Origin of the sequence: Bacillus sp. DU-106 (assembly GCF_004799705.1) — a bacterium.
GTDB lineage: Bacteria > Bacillota > Bacilli > Bacillales > Bacillaceae_G > Bacillus_A > Bacillus_A cereus.
In genome coordinates, this window is sequence record NZ_CP026607.1 from 2,350,324 (window position 1) to 2,370,562 (window position 20,239).

A 20,239-nucleotide genomic window follows, 5' to 3' on the forward strand; every position below is an offset into this window, starting at 1 on the left:
GAAATCTTTGTAATAGAAGCGAATGCCTGATGATATTACTGAGGAAAGGTGCATATTTTCATTGATATGTAAATGTGCACCTTTTCTATTGTATTTGCAATTTAATAAAGTTAATTTGAATTTATGTAACGCACATATATGAAGCCATCTTTTAAAAAAGGAAGTGATTTATCATACACATTCAAGCTGTGAAAATACCAAAGAATATTGAAAGTCATTTGTTTAAGCAACTTAGTAACTTGGTTTCAAATGAGAAGAAAGAACGAATAAAGCGTTTATTAAACTCATGCGACGTTAATAGGACCCTGATAGGGGATTTACTAATCCGATCTCTAATCTGCCAAAAGTATAAAATTAATAATGAAGAAATTAGATTTAAATATAATGAGTATGGAAAACCTTTTGTTGAAAATTTTTCTGACTTTCATTTTAATCTGTCACATTCAGGAGAATGGGTGGTTTGTACTACTGCTAATTTTAATGTGGGTATTGATATAGAAAAGATTTCAGAGATAGAGGCTCTTAAATTAGCAAAAGAATTTTTTTCAGCGGATGAATTTTATGATATATCTAATATGAATTCTGATGAACAAATTAATTGTTTTTTTGATTTATGGACATTAAAAGAAAGCTATATAAAAACGATTGGAAAAGGGCTTTATACCCCATTAAATTCATTCTCTATAAAAAAAGAATCACGAACTTTAATTTCATACAAGAATATACCTAAAAACTTTTACTTTAAACAATATAACATTGATCCAAATTATAAGTTATCTGCTTGTGCAACAAGGGATGAATTTCCGCAAGAGATAATAATTAAAGACATTTATGCAATTTTCCAAAATATATACAAATTTGAAAGTAAGGAGAAAATCAATGCAGAAGACTAAACTTTTTTGCTTTCCACATGCTGGGGGATCTGCTTTTAGTTACGCAAAATGGAAAAATCACTTTAATCCATATATTGAGGTAGTCCCGGTAGAGTTAGCTGGTAGAGGATATAGAATTGAAGAAAACTTGTACCAAAGTATGGAAGAGGCAGTAAATGATGTCTACAATAAAATAGTTATGCAGATAGATGATTCGCCCTACATTCTATTCGGGCATAGCATGGGAAGTTTGATCGCCTATGAAGTAGCCAGAAAAATAAAAGATTCTAAAAACGTATCGCCTGAATTTCTTGTTTTGTCCGGTAGAAATCATCCAAATAGTAAAATAAAAAATATCCGACATAATCTTTCTAATGAGCAATTTAAAAGAGAAGTTATTGCAATGGGAGGTACACCATCTGGGGTACTGCAATCAGAAGAATTAATGGAGATCTTTCTCCCTATTCTAAGAGCAGATTTTAAAATCGTTGAGACGTATATTCATGACAAAAATACACAACCATGTGATATTGATTTTCTTATATTTAATGGGGAAAATGATGAATTTACTACATATGATCAAGTAATAAAATGGGAACGATACACAAGTAAAACGTGTACTTTTCATTCTTTTGAAGGTAATCATTTCTTTCTAAATGAAAATATTGAAGAAATAGCAAATAGTATTAAAAGAAAGTTAGATTCTAAAAGATTATCAAATAGTTTTTAGAGTTTTATAAGTATGCTCATAGCTAAAAATATTAAAGGGTTTGAAGTATACACTTCTTGTGCAGATATGCATGGCAAAAAGACAATCGAGTACATTCGGTGGTCTTTTTCTATTTTTATGGAGTTTGTGGCGAAATACTAGACTTGCTAGATTGTGGATCTAGTAGCCGTTGAATGTGCGGGTTCAAGTCCTGTCATTCCGACCACGAGGGGGTATAATTTAAGGGTAAAACAGGGGCCTCCAGAACCTCTGATGTGGGTTCAATTCCCGCCATCCACTTATACTTGTTCATTAAAAGGTTTCACAAACAATATGTAATACGTTATGGGTGCTTACATAAATTTATTGATTTTCAGTTAAAAAGTATTGTGCGATTATACACGTTATGTTACAGTGATATTACTAAGTTGTTACAATATATCATAAATGTTTCGGTATTATTTCTTGTTATTTCCGTAATGTTACAAAAAACTATAAATATTGTTATGTGTATAGGAGTGTGTGTAGTAAAAAGTCTGAGTTGAAAGTACGTGCACACTTTAAATTTCCTTTTTGTCTGAATGAAGAAGACTACCAACTAATTAAGGGCTTTAAAGTAACCACTTTAAATAAAATGTGCTTCCTTTCCCACACACAATTGAGTACATATTTAAAGTACAGTCTAATTGCTACACAGACTCTTGTACATATAAACATTAAGGTGAAATAGAGATAAGAATTCATTACATAAAAAGCATTACCAAGCTAAACGTACAAAATATCATCTGTGCATTTTGATGAAATGTTAAAATGCCTAGATGATATTTTTTTGAAGAATTCTTGGATATGTTTATGAATAACAATTCCTAATACTTAATGATTCTCTACTACTAAAACATCCGATAATTTATGTAATTAGATTTATAGGGTGTATGTACATTCACTTATATAGGGAAAATGAGGTTTTTCATATGAAGTATAGTTATAAAGTGTTTATATTTATTTGGACAATTATTTTATTGTTTTTTCTACTTTATTTTGGTTACAGTGAAATTTCCGAAAACGAGCAAATGCCAGTCATAACAATCAAACAATAAAAATAAGAAATACTACAAAAGCAAAACATAATAAAAATAGATACCCGAAAATGTTTAAGAACAGGAACAATTACATGCATAAACAACCTTACGATTTCCATGCATACCCCACGTCATTTGGGCAATAGGGGAAAAGTATTATTATTTGGCGTGCGCAATCTTCCATCACTAGTAGAAACGGAAAGTTCCGTATACCTGCTGAAGGAGGAAGATGTCTACCTGCCAGGGGGCGGATCTATTCAGCATCTAGAAATATTGAAATTAAAAGTGTAGAAAACAAATAGTGAAAAGGGAACATATCTTGTCATTCCTTTTTTATTCTTGTAGATAAGTCTGGGGAGAAAACGGGGATTTCTGCACGTAACATAGATCTCATCGGTATACTAATTGTGTTTTACGTATAGCTGGGAGTTGGTGTGATGGTATTTGCAATGGATGTGAGATTCCGTCATTCTTTTCATGAAATTGAATCATTAGACATTCCAAATATATTGTTTCCGAGTCAGTGCAGGAAATTGTATCAAGTGATTGGAATCGGCATTCAAGAAGAATTCCGCAATCCCTATGTCATTATAAAAGAGCAGCATGGTTCCGTTACATTCCGATTACCAGAAGAATTATCAACATGGGTGCAGAACAAATTATTACTTGTTAAAGGGGGCCAGTTTGTTTCCATACTGCATTTCAGTTAGCCATGCGAAGTTTTGTGCCATTTTTTGATCTCGAATATAAAAAGAATAGTCTGTCAGGTTAGGTGAGGAGATGCCACCTCTGACTTTCACATCATACGTAGGATGTGGTGTAACTTGAATCAATTCAGATTTATGATTCTGAATAAACATTCTAACCTTTTCAAACTTGTTAATTACGGGCTGTATCTCCACTTTAAACCGATCATAGGGATATGTTTTATTTTTATTGTAATACCTATCCAGTTCAATCAACTCTGACACTGCTGTATCAAATTCACTCTTTACTTCAGGATTTACTTTTTGCAACCATTCTTTTGCATAAGAGCGGAATGAAGATTTATAAAACAAATTCATATCAAAACCAGCTAATGTGAGTGGCTTTCCTTTTTCTTTTTGTTCTTTCATATAGGTAAATAATTGTTCAAGTTCCTCAGTTTTCCATACAGAGTATAAGGATTGTTTCATCGCTTCTGTAGCGGTTGAGTTATCAAAATTTTGCTGAACAGCTGCTGCTTCCCAAAGCCCTGTTTCAAATGCAATCACATCATATTCCAGGTGTAACAGCTTGAGAAGTGCTGGAAGACGGGATCCCTAAGAAAGCAAAAAAACTAGGTGTGAAATAATCAATTATTTGTGATGGTGGATTCTCCTAGGTGGAGGGTTCGCCGTTTTTTATTATATGTTATGTTGTGGTTTTTATATAAAGCATATTGAAAAGATGGATTAAATCTTCTGGAATGATGTCTCCATAATTAATAACTTGTACAATAACCTTTCAATTATCACTAAATCCATTCATATCAACAAGTTGTCCCATATATCCCTTTGTAGCAATATCTTTTAAAGTACGCTAAAAAATACCCTTTATTTTATCTTTATCTTATCTTTACCTTATCTTTAAATTTTTATATTAAACTTAAAACCTTAAAGTATTGATGTTTGAGTCTAAAAAGGGCGGGAGATAGATGTTCATTACATAGTTTGTAAATAACCAATTACCTTTGAAAAATTAAATTTTTTATACGAGGAGGAATATATGAAGGATACAAGTAAAAAACAAATTATAAAAGTGTTCCTTATTAGTATTTTAGGCTTAGTAATAATACTTGGAATGCTATATTTTAATCATAAAACCAATATTCAACAAAATAAAGCGCAAGCCACCGAAAAACGTGTATTGCAATATGAGTCTACCTTAAAAAAAGAATTAGAAAAATATAATTTAGGAGAGAAAACACCAATTTTATTAGGAATTATGTATCAAGAGAGTAGAGGTGAGGGAAACGATCCTATGCAGTCATCTGAATCACTTGGATTAAAGCCAAATGAAATTCAAGAGACAAGCTTGAGCATTGAACAAGGGGTAAAACACTTTGCTAAAATGTACAAATATGGAACGGACAAGGATGTTAGCATGGATACAATTATTCAAAGCTATAATATGGGGCCAGGTTATATTGATTTTGTTGCTAGTCAAGAAGTTAAACAACACTCGGAGGATTCAGCCAAAAAGTTTTCTAAGATGAAAGTTGATCAAAATCCAGCGATGTATACTTGTGGTGGAAATAAAAATAATTTTAGGTATCCATATTGTTATGGTGATTTCACATATGCCACAAAGGTAAATGAAAAAACAAAACTTATTGAAGAACTTCTTCGAAATGTACATAGCTCTTCTGAATAAGTTGCAGAATAAAATATAATGATACCGTCAGTTAATAATAATAGCTAAGAAAAAACTACTTCCTTTCTTAATTCACATAATTTTCAAAAATAAATCCTGTGGATGTTAATATTTGTTATATAATATATTTGTCAAAGCATTACCCCTAAAGTTTCTACAGTCAATCTGTAAGATAGTTTGTTTGGCTCGTATATTCACCTTAAAACAAAAAGAACTTGTAGAGAGTCCTACAAGTTCTTTTTGTTTTAAGGGTTAAATGTGGATTTAAAATATAGTTGCAATTTTTTGAGGGGGAAAAGTAAATGTTTATAAAAACAGAAAGATTATTAATACGGAAATTTGAGTTCAAAGATTGGCAAGCTGTTCATGATTATACATCAGATATCAATGTTATGAAATACATACCTGAAGGGGTTTTTACTGAAGAAAATACAAGAAACTTTGTGAATGAAAACATTGGTGAAAACGCTAAGAACTTTCCTGTAGTATTAATTCATAAAGATATTCTGATTGGTCATATAGTTTTTCATAAATATTTTGGTGAGCATACATATGAGATTGGTTGGGTGTTCAATCCTAAATATTTCAATAAAGGATATGCTTCTGAAGCAGCACAAGCTACATTGGAATATGGCTTTAAGGAAATGAAATTACATAGGATTATAGCTACATGTCAGCCACAAAATACCCCATCATATCGAGTAATGGAGAAGATTGGAATGAGAAGAGAAGGCTATTTCAGGAAGTGTATACCACATGGGAATGAATGGTGGGATGAATATTATTACGCTATTTTAGAAGAAGAGTAGTGCCTTGGAACGCATCATTTAAATTGACACTCCTATTCCTAAATAGGTAAGTTGACTATCTTTATTGGAGATTCTTGCTACTAAAGGCGAAGTTTATTTCCGATATCGCTGACGTGCAAAACTTTGTATAATCTGATCTTATCTCTAAATCACAACTGTTACCCCATCACCATCAAGTTAAAGTTTCATTTTATTTTGCTAACTTGAGGGTGATGTGACGTAACCTTAATTATTTAAAAATTTTAAAAAGGCCCCTTAGCCATGTTAAAGGGACCTTGATCACGCAAATGATCTGTAAGCCAATTCATTTTTGATATACAGATCATTTGTATGATAATTTTTATAAATAATTGCTAAATAGTGAATTTACATAAATGCTTTTAGAAGTTCTTGAATTAATGGGATTGCTCCACCTATAAATTTTAAAACTGCCATTGCGATTTCCATATTATTCTCTCCTCTTTTTCGTATTAAAATGTAATAAATCTTTATAACTTTATTATAGTAAGCGCTTACAATAATAACAATACATTTCCGTATGCAATATTGCATATTTATACATTAGATCTCTATTATTCATTTTTTAATGGTACTATAGCGAGGTGAGAGTCTTTAAGGGTTCTCCTTAATAGGAGGAAATATGGAAAGAGTGCAAGCGATTTACAGTAATCAAAAATTTAAGAGTTGGGTTAAACAGGTATTAGCTGTAGGAGGAGTAATAGGGTGCTGTTATTTGGTGTTATATGTTTTCTGTTTCTTAGTTATCATGTAAATAGTATACAACTAAACTAGTAGAGTCTTGCCTAGAGAGGTAAGGCTCTTTTATTGTAGTACCTGGAGATGAGCAAACTACATACAATATCTCTCAGGTTTTTCAGATCACTTTGTAGGATTCCTTGTTTAGAACACTAATTCATATCATTGAAAACAGAATTCTATGGATAAAAATATGTTTTTACTAGATACATACTAAAAAGATAAGCATAAATTATATTAGATTTTGGCAAAATCTTTTTGAATTGGAAAAGGATTTAAATCTTACTTATAGACTTGATTCCTTTTTATATACTATAATCCTTATATTGATACGTAAATATAATACATTAATAATAAATTAAAAGCAAGAATTTTAGTAGCGGTACGTTCACACATCCATCAACTTAAGATTTTCAAACAAAAAATTCTTTTTTTAATTGATTAATAGTAAACGAGAAAGATTGGAAAATTAACAACTAAAGAGATTTCTTCAGGTAAAATCTATCAAAAGGTCCTTTACAAAATTTATACATAAGTCAATTATAAAGTCATGTAAATATTATGTATTTTTGTAAAAGAAATTCATTGACACTTGTGTATATAAGTAACTATACTCGTTACATCAAATTGAATGCGTGATAATACGATTTTATTATTATTACAAACATGTAAATATAAAAATAGAAAATCTCAATTTGATAAATACAATGGTAGAGGTGTTTATTTTAATGAAGCACAAATTAATTGCAACAGGTATCCTTGCAGGAGCTATATTATCCTATTCTTCTAATATTTTAGCAGATACTCATAAATTCCCTGATGTTCCTACATGGGCTGATAAATCCGTTAACTATTTAGTTGATAAACAGGTATTAAATGGTTATCCAGATGGAACTTTTGGTTCAAATGACTCCTTAGACAGAGCTTCGGCTACAAAAATTATGACAAAAGTTTTAGGTATAAAAATTGAGCCTAATGCAAAACCATCTTTTACAGATTCACAAAACCACTGGGCTACTCCTTATATTGCTGCTGCTGAAAAAGCTGGTATTGTTAAAGGTGAAGGTAATGGAATCTTTAATCCATCCGGAAAAGTAACTCGTGCTGCTATGGCTACCATGCTAGTAAATGCATATAAACTACAAAGCACAGCAAATCATAACGAGCAGGTTAGATTTGAAGATTTAAAAGGGCATTGGGGAGAAAAACATGCCAATATTTTAATAGATTTAAAAATTTCTAATGGTACCGAGAACGGTTGGCAACCAAATAGATTTATAACACGTGCTGAAGCTGCTCAACTTACTGCAAAAACAGATATGTTACAACAAAATTTAAACGATGAAAAAGAGGTTATTACTGCTACCTCATATGAAGATTTAAATTTAACAGTGGCTTCGAAAATTACAGCTCAAGAGATTGATAGTTTTATTGCAAAATATCATTCAGATAGTCCCTTAGTTGGACATGGACAAGATTTTATCAATGCGCAAAATCAATATGGCGTGAGTGCTCATTATTTAGCGGCGCATGCGATTTTAGAATCTGGATACGGAAAATCAGAAATTGCATATCAAAAACATAATTTATTCGGTCTACGTGCATATGATGGAGACCCGTTTAAATATGCGAAATATTTACCAAGCTACGGCGATAGTATTGCTTATAACGCTAATTATGTACGAGAAAGATATTTAGAAGAAAGTGGTATGTATTATAACGGGTCAACATTAACTGGCATGAACGTGAAATATGCATCAGATAAAGGCTGGGCTAAGAAAATTGCGGGTATTATGGAACGTATTAAACCGTTTCGTGTAGAAGACTATACATATGCAAAAAAATTACCAAAGAATCCTGAAACATTAGATGTCGACGCGTTATCTAATGAAATTCCATATAAAATGTATGCAGACGGTTCAAGCTCAAATGTTGTATCATCAGCTACTTACTATCAGGTACCTTATCCATTTAAATTAAAAATTAAAAGTAGACCAGATGTAGCTGTCGAGGAGAATAAAGTTGGTACAGTAACTCCTGGAACAACCATCTTTATTTATCGTGAAGATCCGAATGGATGGGTAGAATTCTCTTTTGAAGCTAATGGAGAAAAATATTGGACATTAAAAAAAAATTAAGTATGTAATTAAAAAGATCTATTTCACTAGTTTTAAAAGTATGGGATTGGACAATTGATTCTCTAGATTGGAAATACAATAAATTACCCGTTGATGTAGCAGCTGCAAAGATTATTCAAAATGTCTTAGCAGGTGCGACATCCGCATACTTTTTCGGGAAAATGTTGCGCAAAGTAGGTTCATTTTCAACACTATCTCCTGGTTCACCGTAATCTTCAATGATGTAATATTCCTTATCTTTAATGTATATATTGAATATATAAATATATTGTGTTATGATGTGAATTAGAAACTCGCGTGTTTCAAATACAACATTTTTATCTTTTTGATGACCTCTTATCTTTCCGTAAGAGGTCCTTTTTTATCCCTCCGTATTGCATAGCCGCTAAAATACTATGAAAAGATACTAGAGACTACTACAATGTGATATTCTCTAGTATTTTTTCTTTATCCATATTATCTATTGTTGGGTAATTGATGAATTATTAATTTTTGTATAATTTTCACAAAATAACTTTGAACCATTATTTATTTCAATATAAAATAATAAAGGTATATATATGAATAGGTATGTCCTTTTTATGTGATGATAATGCGAATTGAAGCGTAATACTGAAACGGTAAACGAGAAGAATCAGGGCCGAAACAGATAGTAAGGAGCAGACAATACTTATAATGAAAACGTTCATAATGGACTGTCTATGGATGGAGAAAAAATACGAAAAGATAAAAGGGGCAAATGAATATGAACAGAGCCTTTAAAGGTACCGTATTAGCAGGGATAAGTGTGGGTTTCTTGCTAGCTGGTTGTACAATAGAAACATATGTCCTAACGCAGTCCAGAATATAAGCAAGTAGATTAAGTATTCTAAGCAGATAAATGAAGACTATAGCGATGAAGAAATTGAAAGACAACTAAGAGGTATAGCATCCTGACTTTCTAAATAACATGAGTGTTTCTATAGAATGAATCCTTAGGAGGGCTATTGTGGAACCTTTAATCAATGCTATTTTATACTTTGTATTTTTATTTGGAGCACTGTTTCTTATACTGGGTACTGCATTGGTTTTATTAATCGTGGCTGCATTACCAGTAATCTGGAAGAAAAATCTATCATTCCTAATGATTAGCTTAGGTATAAATATACTTGTCATTCCATTGTCTTTTTTTATTGGCGGGATGGCAACAGATTCCCCTGGTAGTACGATGCACGATTTTTGGGAAGTATTTTTGTTTATTCAGATATTTCCGTTTCCCCTAGTACTGCTATCTTTAGTTTGGTGGCTTGTGCGTCGAAAAAAAGAAAAAGTTCATGTGTAGCGTTTTTAATGCAAATAAGCTGTCCGTTTGGGCAGCTTATTATATTTATTACTAAGCGTGATTATTTCCAAAATGAATGCAATACCACTATACAGTTAAATTGAAGGTGAACCATATTGAAATCTTATCAAACTTTAGCCCACTTGTATGCATTAGGACTAGGCTGCGGACTTTGGAATAGAGAGGAGGTTATTTCATGGTGCGATAGGTTGATTGAAGCAAATGATCACCCGCCATATGAAATTATGGAGATATCTTTAATGTCTAAAGCAAAGCTGATATATATAGAATCGGCTTTACTGTCATATAGCCGCATAGTTGATGAAAACCCCTCGGTAAACATCCTTCTTTCAGTCTTAAATGAAAAGTTAGTAGCTCAGAAATGGAATATTAAACAAGCTATTACTTGCTCTACTCGATTACTAGTAAATAGAGGCCTGTATTGGGAAGAAGAATATTTTGATTTATACAGCCTTAATGATAGCTATGACTTAGCACAGGAAGGTATCCATTTTAATGAAAAAGATGTGATTTCTGCTTATATCGATACATTAGGTGTTTTTCGCGTCCATTTTAACGAGTTTGAAGATCTCTATTTACAAGTCATGAAACAGAAGTGGCAAGGGTAGAAGGCAGGAAAAAGAATCATTGAATCGTAAGAGTTACTTCCTGTATTTATCACCAAATTTATCTAGCCAAGACAAATCTGTCTTCGTGTTGATGAATTTTTGTCTCTTAATAACTTAATGCTATCGTTTTTATTTTTTCCGACAGCAAGCTAAGTTAGCATGTTTAATGCATAATGAGACGCCTGTAAATGAGCATTACTATTTAAATTTTTACCAGAGAGTAATTTAGTTAATTAGTAGAAAAAGGAAGGGGCCTATTTGGCTCCTTCCTTTTTCTCATACATACATAACGCTTGTTGACAACTTATGAAATAATAGCATTCATCGCTATTAAAATATAACATTAAAAGCAATTAATTAGATATGTAATTTTGCATATATTGTACTATTTCATGAATAGGAACAAAACTATTTATCTCTTTCTGTATGGAGACAAATAGATTTAGGTTTACTTAAGTTAAGAAGATCTGATCATTGATTACTGGTTAAACCATATTTCTACGTATTTGAAAAAAATTATATTTGATGACGGATCTATTGTCTTTAAGACGGGAGATAAAGTAACAGAAGAAAAAATTAAGAGATTATATTGGGCAGCCAAGGAAGTAAAAGCACAATATCACCGTGTAATTGGAAATGATAAAGCACTAGAACCGGGTAATGCTGATGATGTACTAACAATAGTAATTTATAATAATCCAGATGAATATCAATTAAATAGACAATTATATGGATATGAAACAAACAACGGTGGAATTTATATTGAAGAGAAGGGGACTTTCTTTACATATGAGCGTACGCCAAAGCAGAGTATTTATAGTTTAGAAGAGTTGTTCCGTCATGAATTCACTCACTATTTACAAGGAAGATATGAGGTTCCTGGTTTATTTGGAAGCGGAGAAATGTATCAAAATGAACGATTAACTTGGTTCCAAGAAGGGAATGCAGAATTTTTTGCAGGATCTACACGTACAAATAATGTTGTTCCGCGTAAAAGTATGATAAGTGGCTTATCATCTGATCCAGCAAGCCGTTATACAGTAAAGCAAACTTTGTTCTCAAAATATGGATCATGGGACTTTTATAAGTATTCCTTTGCACTACAGTCTTATTTGTATAATCATCAATTTGAAACATTTGATAAGCTTCAAGATTTAATTCGTGCAAATGATGTGAAAAAGTATGACTCGTATCGTGAATCATTGAGCAACAATACACAATTGAATGCAGAATATCAAGCGTATATGCAGCAGTTGATTGATAATCAAGATAAATATAATATACCGCAAGTAACAAATGATTATTTAATTCAACACGCACCGAAGCCGTTAGCTGAAGTGAAAAATGAAATTGTGGATGTAGCAAATATAAAAGATGCACAAATTACAAAATATGAGTCGCAATTCTTTAATACATTTATTGTGGAAGGCAAGTACACAGGTGGTACATCAAAAGGTGAGTCTGAAGATTGGAAAGCGATGAGTAAACAAGTAAACCAAACTTTAGAGCAGTTATCCCAAAAAGGGTGGAGCGGCTATAAAACAGTTACAGCTTATTTTGTAAACTATCGTGTAAATGCAGCTAACCAGTTTGAATATGATATTGTTTTTCATGGTGTTGCGACAGAGGAAAAAGAAAAAACGACTACTATAGTAAATATGAATGGACCATACAGCGGGATAGTAAATGAAGAGATTCAATTTCATAGCGATGGTACAAAAAGTGAAAATGGAAAAGTTATTTCTTACCTATGGAACTTTGGAGATGGTACAACAAGTACAGAAGCTAATCCTACCCATGTATATGGAGAAAAAGGAACTTATACTGTGGAACTAACAGTAAAAGATAGTAGAGGTAAAGAAAGTAAAGAACAAACAAAAATTACTGTAAAACAAGATCCGCAAATAGGTGAATCCCTTGAAGAGGAGAAGGTACTCCCGTTTAATAAACTTGTAAAAGGAAATCTGATTACTCCTGATCAAACAGATGTTTATACGTTTAATGTTACAGATCCAAAAGAAGTAGAGATTTCTGTGGTAAATGAACAAAATATTGGGATGACATGGGTACTTTATCATGAATCAGATATGCAAAATTATGTAGCTTGTGGTGAAGATGAAGGAAATACTATAAAGGGGAAATTCGTAGCGAAACCAGGGAAATATTATCTGAATGTGTATAAATTTGATGATAAAAATGGTGAATATTCACTATTAGTAAAATAAATTTATTTCCAATATGTATATAATCATTGTTTTTTTAGAAGGGGTCTGTCACGATAGACTCCTTCTGTTTTTTTATTCATACGGTCTTGGAATCTATGAAACTAAGCTTCCAAGCAGTGTCCCAATATGGGAACATACAGGTGACATTCCAGGATTCATTACTTTTACTGAAGGTACACTTGGCGGTAAACATACGTTGGCTGTCAGTTTAAACAGTATGTGTAGTGCTAACAGTCCAAATCCTTTTAAAAATATTTTCATTGCTGAATCTAGCAGGTAGACAAAGAAAAGAGCGTGTTTTGAAAAAAATAACCAAAACACGTTCTTAATATTTTCAGTTGATTATTTTTTATAAAAAGTTTAATCATTTCTACTTATATTGCTCAACTATTTGACCCATTACTTTAAGTTTAAAAGTCATTGTGGAAAATTTAAGTGCTTATAGGGAATACTCAGCTAACTGTTCACCCCAAGATGATAATTCGGTTTCAATAAATCCTGCTTTTTTATATACAAATTTTGCAGTAAGGTTTTCAGGATTATATCCAATCATGATTAACGGAATATTGGTGTAATTATTTCGTCTTATCTCATCAATAATTAGATATATAGCTTGTTTGCCTATACCTTTCCCTTGAAATTCTTCATCAATCATAAGTCTATAAATCCAATAATTTTTATCATCAGGGTCTATCCCAAACATAGTAAATCCTATCATTTTCTCATCAAAATAAATACCTTTTGCATAGAAGTTATCTAGAAATTGAACTTCTGCAATAGAATAAAGGTTGGATGCAATAAATGTTTGTTGTTCTTTTTTAACAGAAAGTCTAATTGCTTCTTTCCAATTACTTTTGTCAATAGCCTTTAAATAAATTTTCTTCAATCTGATACTCTCCTTCCAATGTTGAGGAGGAACCACGTAGTTTATGGGTTAGTGATACGTTATCCACTTGTTTTTTCGCTCAATGAAATAGAAATATTTTCTCATTGACAACGTCTCCTTAAAGGTACAATTCAAAACACATTAATATAATTATATTCTTCCTACTATAAATTATTTTCCTGTTAAAAAAATTCTATTTCTCTACCTAATTTAGCTAAGGTATATGATACCAAATATCGGAAGAATCTCTTTGCAAACAATTTTATTTCACCTTGAATAATGAAAGATTGGTCAGATTTATATTATGGTGAAAACTTCAAACGATTGACTCAAGTGAAAGCTAAATACGATCCAGAAGATATTTTCAATTTCCCATAAAGTATTCCACCTGTTTATAAAAAATAGAATTCCTTGCCTGTTTTAAATTTTGCAATTTATAAAGAATAATAGATAAAAAAGATTGCACGGATAATGAATAAACATGAATCAATTAAAAAAGGAGCACATCACATCGACTTCAAGCTAAGATTTTACACTATCCATAAAGTAAAAAATACGTTATTCCTTTCTCTAATTATGCAGAAGGAATAACGTATTTTTTCATTTTAAGAGGAATTTTATTTTCTTAGCTTGATAGAGATATGTTGTTACTCCATTGGTAAAATAAAGAATTTAATTAGCTTACTAAAAAATTGATTTTAAGTAAGAGGTATATATACAGAATACCACCAGCATTTCTCTCATTTTCCACTTTAATATATGGACTTCAGTATTTGACGCAAATAATTTCTTCTAATAATAAGGTAGTAAATTATTTGTACACTAATAAAGCTCGTGAAGATGAAAATAGAATTTCCTGCAATAGGTAAGTCTATGTGCCTGCTCTGTGCTAAAAACCTTATTCCCAAGAAAGCCACGCTACTGTGAAGAACAGAAATCACAATAGGTATAAAAAATAATATACTAATTTGTTGGGTTACAATTTTTTTTATCTCTCTTTTAGTTAACCCTAATTTAGAAAGCATTTGAAATTGGCTTTTATCTCGATCTAAATCTGTAAATAAACGGAAGTAAAGAAAACTAATTGTAAACACGAAAAATACAACTCCTACTAGTACACTAAGAATAGATAGTATCGCATTCACTTGTTTACCTTCTAACCATTTTAATACCGGGGAATCAAATATAAATGGTGGGCGTCCGTTTCTATAATCATTTGGAATTATCTCTGTAAGTTTTTTAGCCACATCTGCTGTTTCATACATGTTTTTAATTAAGAAACGATAGTCTATATACTGATCGACCTTTGCTTCTTCTAACGGTGTATTTAGAATTGTTTCGTACATTGAATCCGAAACAACGACAGAAAAATTATTAGATGGGCTGATAATATTATCCATTAATATTTTATTACCAGAAAAATTATAATTCATATTACCGTGTTCCAGTGTAAGGGATGAAGACATTTTCTTTAATTCCTCTTGAGAAGCTGCTCTCAAATATATTTTTGATGGTAGGATTAGACTGTCTGTTTCCTTATTTAACGTTTCTGCTGGGTATCCTAGTGTTTTGGCAGTTGCGTTGTAATCAGTCAGTTTCATAATTGGTGTTGCGTGACTTGTTGTATTAAAACCAGTAGAAGTTACTAATTTATATGAGAATCCATCATTATGTAATTGTTTCTCTATTTGAGCAATATGAAATGCCTCCTCCTTGTTGTGTTTATATGATTTATATTCAAATGCATAAGGACTGTTAACTTCCGCTAATGCGCCATTTCCAATAGAAAGGCAAGCACCAATAGAGGTAAAGGCAACTGCGGAAAGTATACTTACTAGAAAGAGTGTTCGTGCGTTATCTGTCATTCGATATGTTAACTCTGAAATCATTAACATATTGGTTTTTTTAAAGAAAGTGTATTGACGATTTTTCAATATTGTAATGACATAAAAGCTGAGCTGAGTAAATAAAAAGTATGTTCCTAATACAGTTAAGAAAACACATAGTAATAGAACATATATCTCAATTCCTTTTTTTAATGCTATATCCAAATAAAACGCTGAGGCATATCCAATGCAAATACAAAGAATTGAGAAGAAAGCTAGCCATTTAGATGACTTTGGTTCCGCTTTTGGTTTTTCTTCAGATTTCATGAGTTCAATTAGCTGTGATACCTTCATTACTCGTACAGTGAAAAAAGAGACAAGTATAAATAAAATAAAAAACATAAGAGATGTCACTAAAATTGCATTAGTAGGAAAATGAAATGGAAGCCCACCTTTTAACAGGAAAAGGGAACCACTTATCAGTAAGATTAATTTTCCAAAAACTAATCCAAGTCCAATCCCAACAATAATTGCAGAACATCCAATTAACATATTTTCCATGAAAATTAGCTTTTTTAATTGTGCATTAGACATGCCATGGAGTAATAAAATCCCAAATTCCTTTTTCCTTGTTTTTAAAAACATAGTAATAGAATAGAGAATGAAAAAGAAGGAGAAAAATATAATTAGATATTGAGCAATTTTAAATCCTTTTGTACTTAAAGAACTCATGGTCTCACTGGTCGATACAAGATTTCCAGTGAAATTAGGATGAAATGCAAGCAATTCAAAAGTAAATAGAATCATCACGGCAAATGTACTACTCAAAAAATGTCCAAGGTATAATCGTTTATTACGAGTGACATTATTATATACAAGTTGACGAAAATTCATGTTACTTACCTCCTAGTAAAGATAGTACATCTGTAATATCTTTGTGAAATTTTGAACGATTGTCATCGCAATAAATTTCATTATAAAAAGATCCATCTGTAATGAAGATTACTCGATCACAGTAACTCGCAGCTACGGGATCATGTGTCACTAGCATCATAGTTACTTGTTGATCTTGATTTAATTTCTTTAGGAGTTCCATCACATCATTTGCCGCTTTTGAATCTAAATTTCCTGTTGGTTCATCTGCTAATATTAATTGAGGAGAATGAATAAGGGCACGAGCAATGGCGGTTCGTTGAGCTTGTCCTCCTGAAATTTCATAGGTTCTTTTATTTAAAATCTGTTCAATCCCTAGTTTTTTGGAAATGACTTCTACTTTGTTGTTCATTTCATTCAAACTTACATTATCTAATGTAAGTGGTAAAACAATATTCTCTTTTACAGTTAGAGTATTCATAAGGTTAAAGGATTGAAAGACAAAGCCTAGTTCACGGCGTCTAAATAATGCTAAATCATTAGAAGATAAACAATGGGGATTTTTTTCGTTAATAAATACTTCTCCTGATGTTGGTGCATCAATAGTAGAAATCATATTCAGTAAAGTTGATTTGCCACTGCCTGATGCTCCCATAATTCCTACAAATTCTCCTTTTTGTATTGTCAAATCAATATTGGAAAGAGCTTTATAAGATACTTTTCCTGTATTATAAATTTTACTTAAGTTACGGACTGTTAATATACTCATAGTTGTTATCTCCTATTCTTTTATTGGCTATATATAATTTAATCTAAAGCATTATAGTCCTCATATTGAATTGTCTTACATTTACCTTACAAGCATGTAAGAATTCTATCTTTTAAGAAAATTATTTTAGAGGAGGTTAAAGATTTAACTCAACATATTTACAGTGTATAACGCCTATTAAATTAAAGGAAGGAACCTATTAAATTTCCTAATAGGCTCCTTTTTTTAAGGCGAAAATTTCAAATATAGAGTTATACTTCAAATCGTTTGCGTTTTCATACAAATTTTATAAAGTTAAAAATTTCTTGTTTTATTTTAGCTTTATATTGATAAGATACTAGCATCCAATTTTTTTATGATTCAATCCAGGATAAAATATCTACTACCGTTTGATAGGCAGTGCATAATGACCAAAAGATAAATCCAGCAAGGCACTTGATTCTTGACGCAGTAACAGATCTTTCGGACGGAACATAAAGGACCCATCAGCATTGATGGAAGTATCAGGGTCTAGAATTCCTTGGGAGGCAAGTGCCTGAATCGATTGGACTGCCCAGTCGTCTGCGGCATCAAGTAATTTAACTTTAATAGCTTTATCAGGTTGAATCGGTTTCAAGTCTTGAATTTGCTTAACGTTTTGAATCATGGTTGCTGCGACCTGTCGGGTAATCGGAGTAGCACGAATATACTCTGGAATTCCATTCATCATTTTTTCCCTTGCCTCCTTGGATTCGTCTGGAAAACCATTCCATCCGTGAGCAAGTAACAGCGTATCCGCAAATTCTCCTTGTGTCATGGTGTCCATCGGATTAAATAGATTATCTGTTTTAGCACCCATAATGTTTAGAGCATGAAGGTTATCAATGTGACTTCTATATTTACTCTTTGCTGGCACGTCATCAAACGGTGATTTGTTGTTAATTTTCTGAGCATCTGCTACAAAATCAAGGCTTTTAGGAGAGGTGTAGTGAAAATATGTGATTTCTCCTGCTGAATTCTTTTTGAAAGCGACTTTATTGCCTTCTGAATCCTCAAATAACAATGGATGAATCATTTTGAGAACTTGTTTTCCCGTTGTTCCACCCTCCATGATCAAATTCCCATTTTCATAAGTAAAATGAGTGCGAATGGCAGCGAAACGCGTATTCTGGAATAAACCCAAGTATTTATGAGCCTCTTTTTCCTCTAACGGGAGATAACTTGTTTTTACTTCATTCTTCTTAGCGGGGAAATAGTGATCCATGAGAGCTTCATATATGTCTATACTCATCATTGAATCATTATTGTAAGACATGAAGAATGCTGTTTTTTGTTCAGGCACTAAAATCAGCAGTGATTGATGCCCAGGCATACTTCCACCTTTCATTACAACATGTTGACCGTTAGCAAATTTATTAAAAGGCGTTTCAAATCCAATTGTCGCAACAGGGACTGTCTTATCATCAAAAACTTGATAGGCATGCATCATATCTATGCCTTTTTTACTTACAATTTCTTTGTCTTTAAACGTTCCTTTCTGTAGTTGCATAATCATGTATTTTGACATGTCTTCCGCAGTAGATAAAATGCCTCCTTGTGGTGTATCCCTTAAACCGCTCCCACTTGTTGGAATCGGATCACCTGTGGGACCATAATGTGTAGCCATTCTTTTGAGAAGGTCAGGCGTAAAACTCATACTCGTAGATTCCATATCTAATGGTTTGAAAATATTTTTTTCCATATATTTCGAGAAAGGGGTGTTAGTAGCATTTTCTACTGCAAACCCTGCGAGCGCAAATGAGACGTTGTCATACGTATAAGCTTCCCCTGGTGGCCGTATCACCGTTGGCATATGCTTAGAGAAAAATTCTTTCATGGGTATACTATTATGAACGTATTCGGGTCCAGTTATATTTGTGAGATCCGGAAAATCTACCCCGCTAGTATAAGTAAGCATATCAAACAGGGTGAGAGGTTTCCCTGTTTGATTAGGAATTTGTAATCCACCAAGGTATTTTTGTACATCTTGATCTAGTTTAAGCTTTCCTTTATCGACTTGCTGCATCACAGCCAAAGCAGTAAAGGTTTTTGAGACTGAAGCGATTTGAAAGACCGTGTCCTTAGTGACAGGGATTTTCTTTTCTTTATTGGCATATCCATATCCTTTATTGACAACGACCTTTCCATCATGAACGACGACAAAACTAGAACCGTTCACATTATACTTCTTCATTTTTTCTTCAAATAACGGGTCTGCAAAAGATTCTATTTCTTTTTTATTAGTAGGTCCTTCCATCATTTGAATATTAGTTGAGGATGTTAATGGTTTTGATTTTTCAGCTTCTAATAATTGTTGGGAACACGCAGAAATCATGGTTGAAGAAGAAAGAAGAACTGCAACGATCCCCAGTTTGTTAATTGCTTGTTTCATTTTTGTAAGCTCCTTTAATTGATTTGTTTTTTTGTTAGCGAAACGAGTTAGCACCCGTTAGCGTATGAACAGAGTGTAGCAAGAGGCCAGTCATAGTAGGTAGTGAGTTTTTGTCATATTTATAAAGGAGAACAAAATTGAGTGGATAAGGCTGTATTAATAGTTATGTCATAAAAGTCATGACATTTTGACACTACCGTGTGTGACAGAAAAACATTTAGAATCAAGGAGCAGTTTTTAACGCATTAACAATAAATGGGGAGGGGAGATCTACATTGTGTATGTTAAAAAATATAATGAGGCGTGAAAGGGGAAATAGGGATGATTTATTTATGAAAAACAAACCAGTAATAAGAGTGGTTCTTCTAGGGTTAACATACATGCGGAAAAAGAGGGATTTATCGTTTGTTAGAATACAATTGCATTTATGAAAAAATAATTAGCAAGATAATTACAAATGTAATATTGAACTTTTAATAGAGGTGATAGCTGTGTGCTTAGTATGAAACAGCTAATAACCATCTACACAATATGAATAGAGGA

Annotated in this window: 14 protein-coding genes and 5 pseudogenes; 12 read left to right on the forward strand and 7 right to left on the reverse strand. The window is 32.2% G+C overall.

Features of this window, described 5'->3' with window-relative positions:
* The first annotated feature begins 188 nt into the window (after positions 1–188).
* The 3 genes from C3Y97_RS12025 (at position 189) to C3Y97_RS12035 (ending at position 3,370) form a co-directional block, all read left to right on the forward strand.
* Complete coding sequence (locus tag C3Y97_RS12025; protein ID WP_000701202.1) at positions 189–893, forward strand: 4'-phosphopantetheinyl transferase family protein; 705 nt, start codon at positions 189–191, stop codon at positions 891–893.
* Positions 880–1,602, forward strand: coding sequence for a thioesterase II family protein (locus C3Y97_RS12030; RefSeq protein WP_001172944.1), 723 nt, complete (start codon positions 880–882; stop codon positions 1,600–1,602). The genes C3Y97_RS12025 and C3Y97_RS12030 overlap by 14 nt, the downstream gene beginning before the upstream one ends.
* A 1,495-nt stretch (positions 1,603–3,097) precedes the next feature.
* Positions 3,098–3,370: a hypothetical protein gene (locus C3Y97_RS12035; protein ID WP_002164541.1), complete on the forward strand. Its 273-nt coding sequence runs from the start codon at positions 3,098–3,100 to the stop codon at positions 3,368–3,370.
* Here the strand turns inward: C3Y97_RS12035 and C3Y97_RS12040 are convergent.
* Positions 3,323–3,913, reverse strand: a complete 591-nt coding sequence (locus tag C3Y97_RS12040; protein ID WP_136363397.1) for an erythromycin esterase family protein — start codon at positions 3,911–3,913, stop codon at positions 3,323–3,325. The two genes, C3Y97_RS12035 and C3Y97_RS12040, sit on opposite strands and share 48 nt — an antisense overlap.
* 493 nt (positions 3,914–4,406) lie before the next feature.
* On the opposite strand from C3Y97_RS12040, the gene C3Y97_RS12045 reads away from it, so the two are divergent.
* Both C3Y97_RS12045 and C3Y97_RS12050 read left to right on the forward strand, forming a co-directional pair.
* Positions 4,407–5,054: a lysozyme family protein gene (locus C3Y97_RS12045; RefSeq protein WP_136363399.1), complete on the forward strand. Its 648-nt coding sequence runs from the start codon at positions 4,407–4,409 to the stop codon at positions 5,052–5,054.
* A gap of 302 nt (positions 5,055–5,356) precedes the next feature.
* Positions 5,357–5,863 carry a GNAT family N-acetyltransferase gene (locus C3Y97_RS12050; protein ID WP_136363400.1) on the forward strand — a complete coding sequence of 169 codons (507 nt, stop codon included), beginning with the start codon at positions 5,357–5,359 and terminating at the stop codon, positions 5,861–5,863.
* A 366-nt stretch (positions 5,864–6,229) separates the two neighbouring features.
* On the opposite strand, the gene C3Y97_RS12055 is transcribed toward C3Y97_RS12050, so the two are convergent.
* Entirely contained in the window at positions 6,230–6,415 is a 186-nt protein-coding gene (locus C3Y97_RS12055; protein WP_001987408.1) for a hypothetical protein, read from the reverse strand.
* Positions 6,416–7,347: 932 nt separating this feature from the next.
* Here C3Y97_RS12055 and C3Y97_RS12060 point away from each other — a divergent pair.
* Positions 7,348–8,757: an S-layer homology domain-containing protein gene (locus C3Y97_RS12060; protein ID WP_136363402.1), complete on the forward strand. Its 1,410-nt coding sequence runs from the start codon at positions 7,348–7,350 to the stop codon at positions 8,755–8,757.
* A 32-nt stretch (positions 8,758–8,789) separates the two neighbouring features.
* Positions 8,790–8,903, forward strand: a pseudogene (locus C3Y97_RS12065) (polysaccharide deacetylase); the annotation flags it as partial.
* Here the strand turns inward: C3Y97_RS12065 and C3Y97_RS28095 are convergent.
* Positions 8,891–8,998, reverse strand: a pseudogene (locus tag C3Y97_RS28095) (peptidase M56); the annotation flags it as partial. The pseudogenes C3Y97_RS12065 and C3Y97_RS28095 sit on opposite strands and share 13 nt — an antisense overlap.
* A gap of 747 nt (positions 8,999–9,745) precedes the next feature.
* Here C3Y97_RS28095 and C3Y97_RS12075 point away from each other — a divergent pair.
* The 4 genes and pseudogenes from C3Y97_RS12075 to C3Y97_RS28100 all read left to right on the forward strand — a co-directional run.
* Positions 9,746–10,078 (forward strand): hypothetical protein, encoded by a 333-nt coding sequence (locus C3Y97_RS12075; protein ID WP_000433525.1) that lies wholly within the window; start codon positions 9,746–9,748, stop codon positions 10,076–10,078.
* 116 nt (positions 10,079–10,194) lie between these two features.
* Positions 10,195–10,707: a hypothetical protein gene (locus C3Y97_RS12080; RefSeq protein ID WP_000844534.1), complete on the forward strand. Its 513-nt coding sequence runs from the start codon at positions 10,195–10,197 to the stop codon at positions 10,705–10,707.
* 509 nt (positions 10,708–11,216) lie between these two features.
* A pseudogene (gene colA / locus C3Y97_RS12090) lies at positions 11,217–12,932 on the forward strand (collagenase ColA); the annotation flags it as partial.
* A gap of 79 nt (positions 12,933–13,011) precedes the next feature.
* A pseudogene (locus C3Y97_RS28100) lies at positions 13,012–13,212 on the forward strand (peptide hydrolase); the annotation flags it as partial.
* A 159-nt stretch (positions 13,213–13,371) separates the two neighbouring features.
* Here the strand turns inward: C3Y97_RS28100 and C3Y97_RS12100 are convergent.
* Positions 13,372–13,818, reverse strand: a complete 447-nt coding sequence (locus tag C3Y97_RS12100; protein ID WP_000725627.1) for a GNAT family N-acetyltransferase — start codon at positions 13,816–13,818, stop codon at positions 13,372–13,374.
* A 279-nt stretch (positions 13,819–14,097) separates the two neighbouring features.
* On the opposite strand from C3Y97_RS12100, the pseudogene C3Y97_RS12105 reads away from it, so the two are divergent.
* Positions 14,098–14,196: pseudogene (locus tag C3Y97_RS12105) on the forward strand (BBE domain-containing protein); the annotation flags it as partial.
* Positions 14,197–14,570: 374 nt separating this feature from the next.
* Here the strand turns inward: C3Y97_RS12105 and C3Y97_RS12110 are convergent.
* The 3 genes from C3Y97_RS12110 to C3Y97_RS12120 form a co-directional block, all read right to left on the reverse strand.
* Positions 14,571–16,538, reverse strand: a complete 1,968-nt coding sequence (locus tag C3Y97_RS12110; RefSeq protein ID WP_136363404.1) for an ABC transporter permease — start codon at positions 16,536–16,538, stop codon at positions 14,571–14,573.
* A 1-nt stretch (position 16,539) separates the two neighbouring features.
* Complete coding sequence (locus C3Y97_RS12115) at positions 16,540–17,286, reverse strand: ABC transporter ATP-binding protein (RefSeq protein ID WP_100655372.1); 747 nt, start codon at positions 17,284–17,286, stop codon at positions 16,540–16,542.
* Positions 17,287–17,668: 382 nt separating this feature from the next.
* Positions 17,669–19,696, reverse strand: coding sequence for a serine hydrolase domain-containing protein (locus tag C3Y97_RS12120; protein ID WP_136363406.1), 2,028 nt, complete (start codon positions 19,694–19,696; stop codon positions 17,669–17,671).
* Between the last annotated feature and the right edge of the window lie 543 nt (positions 19,697–20,239).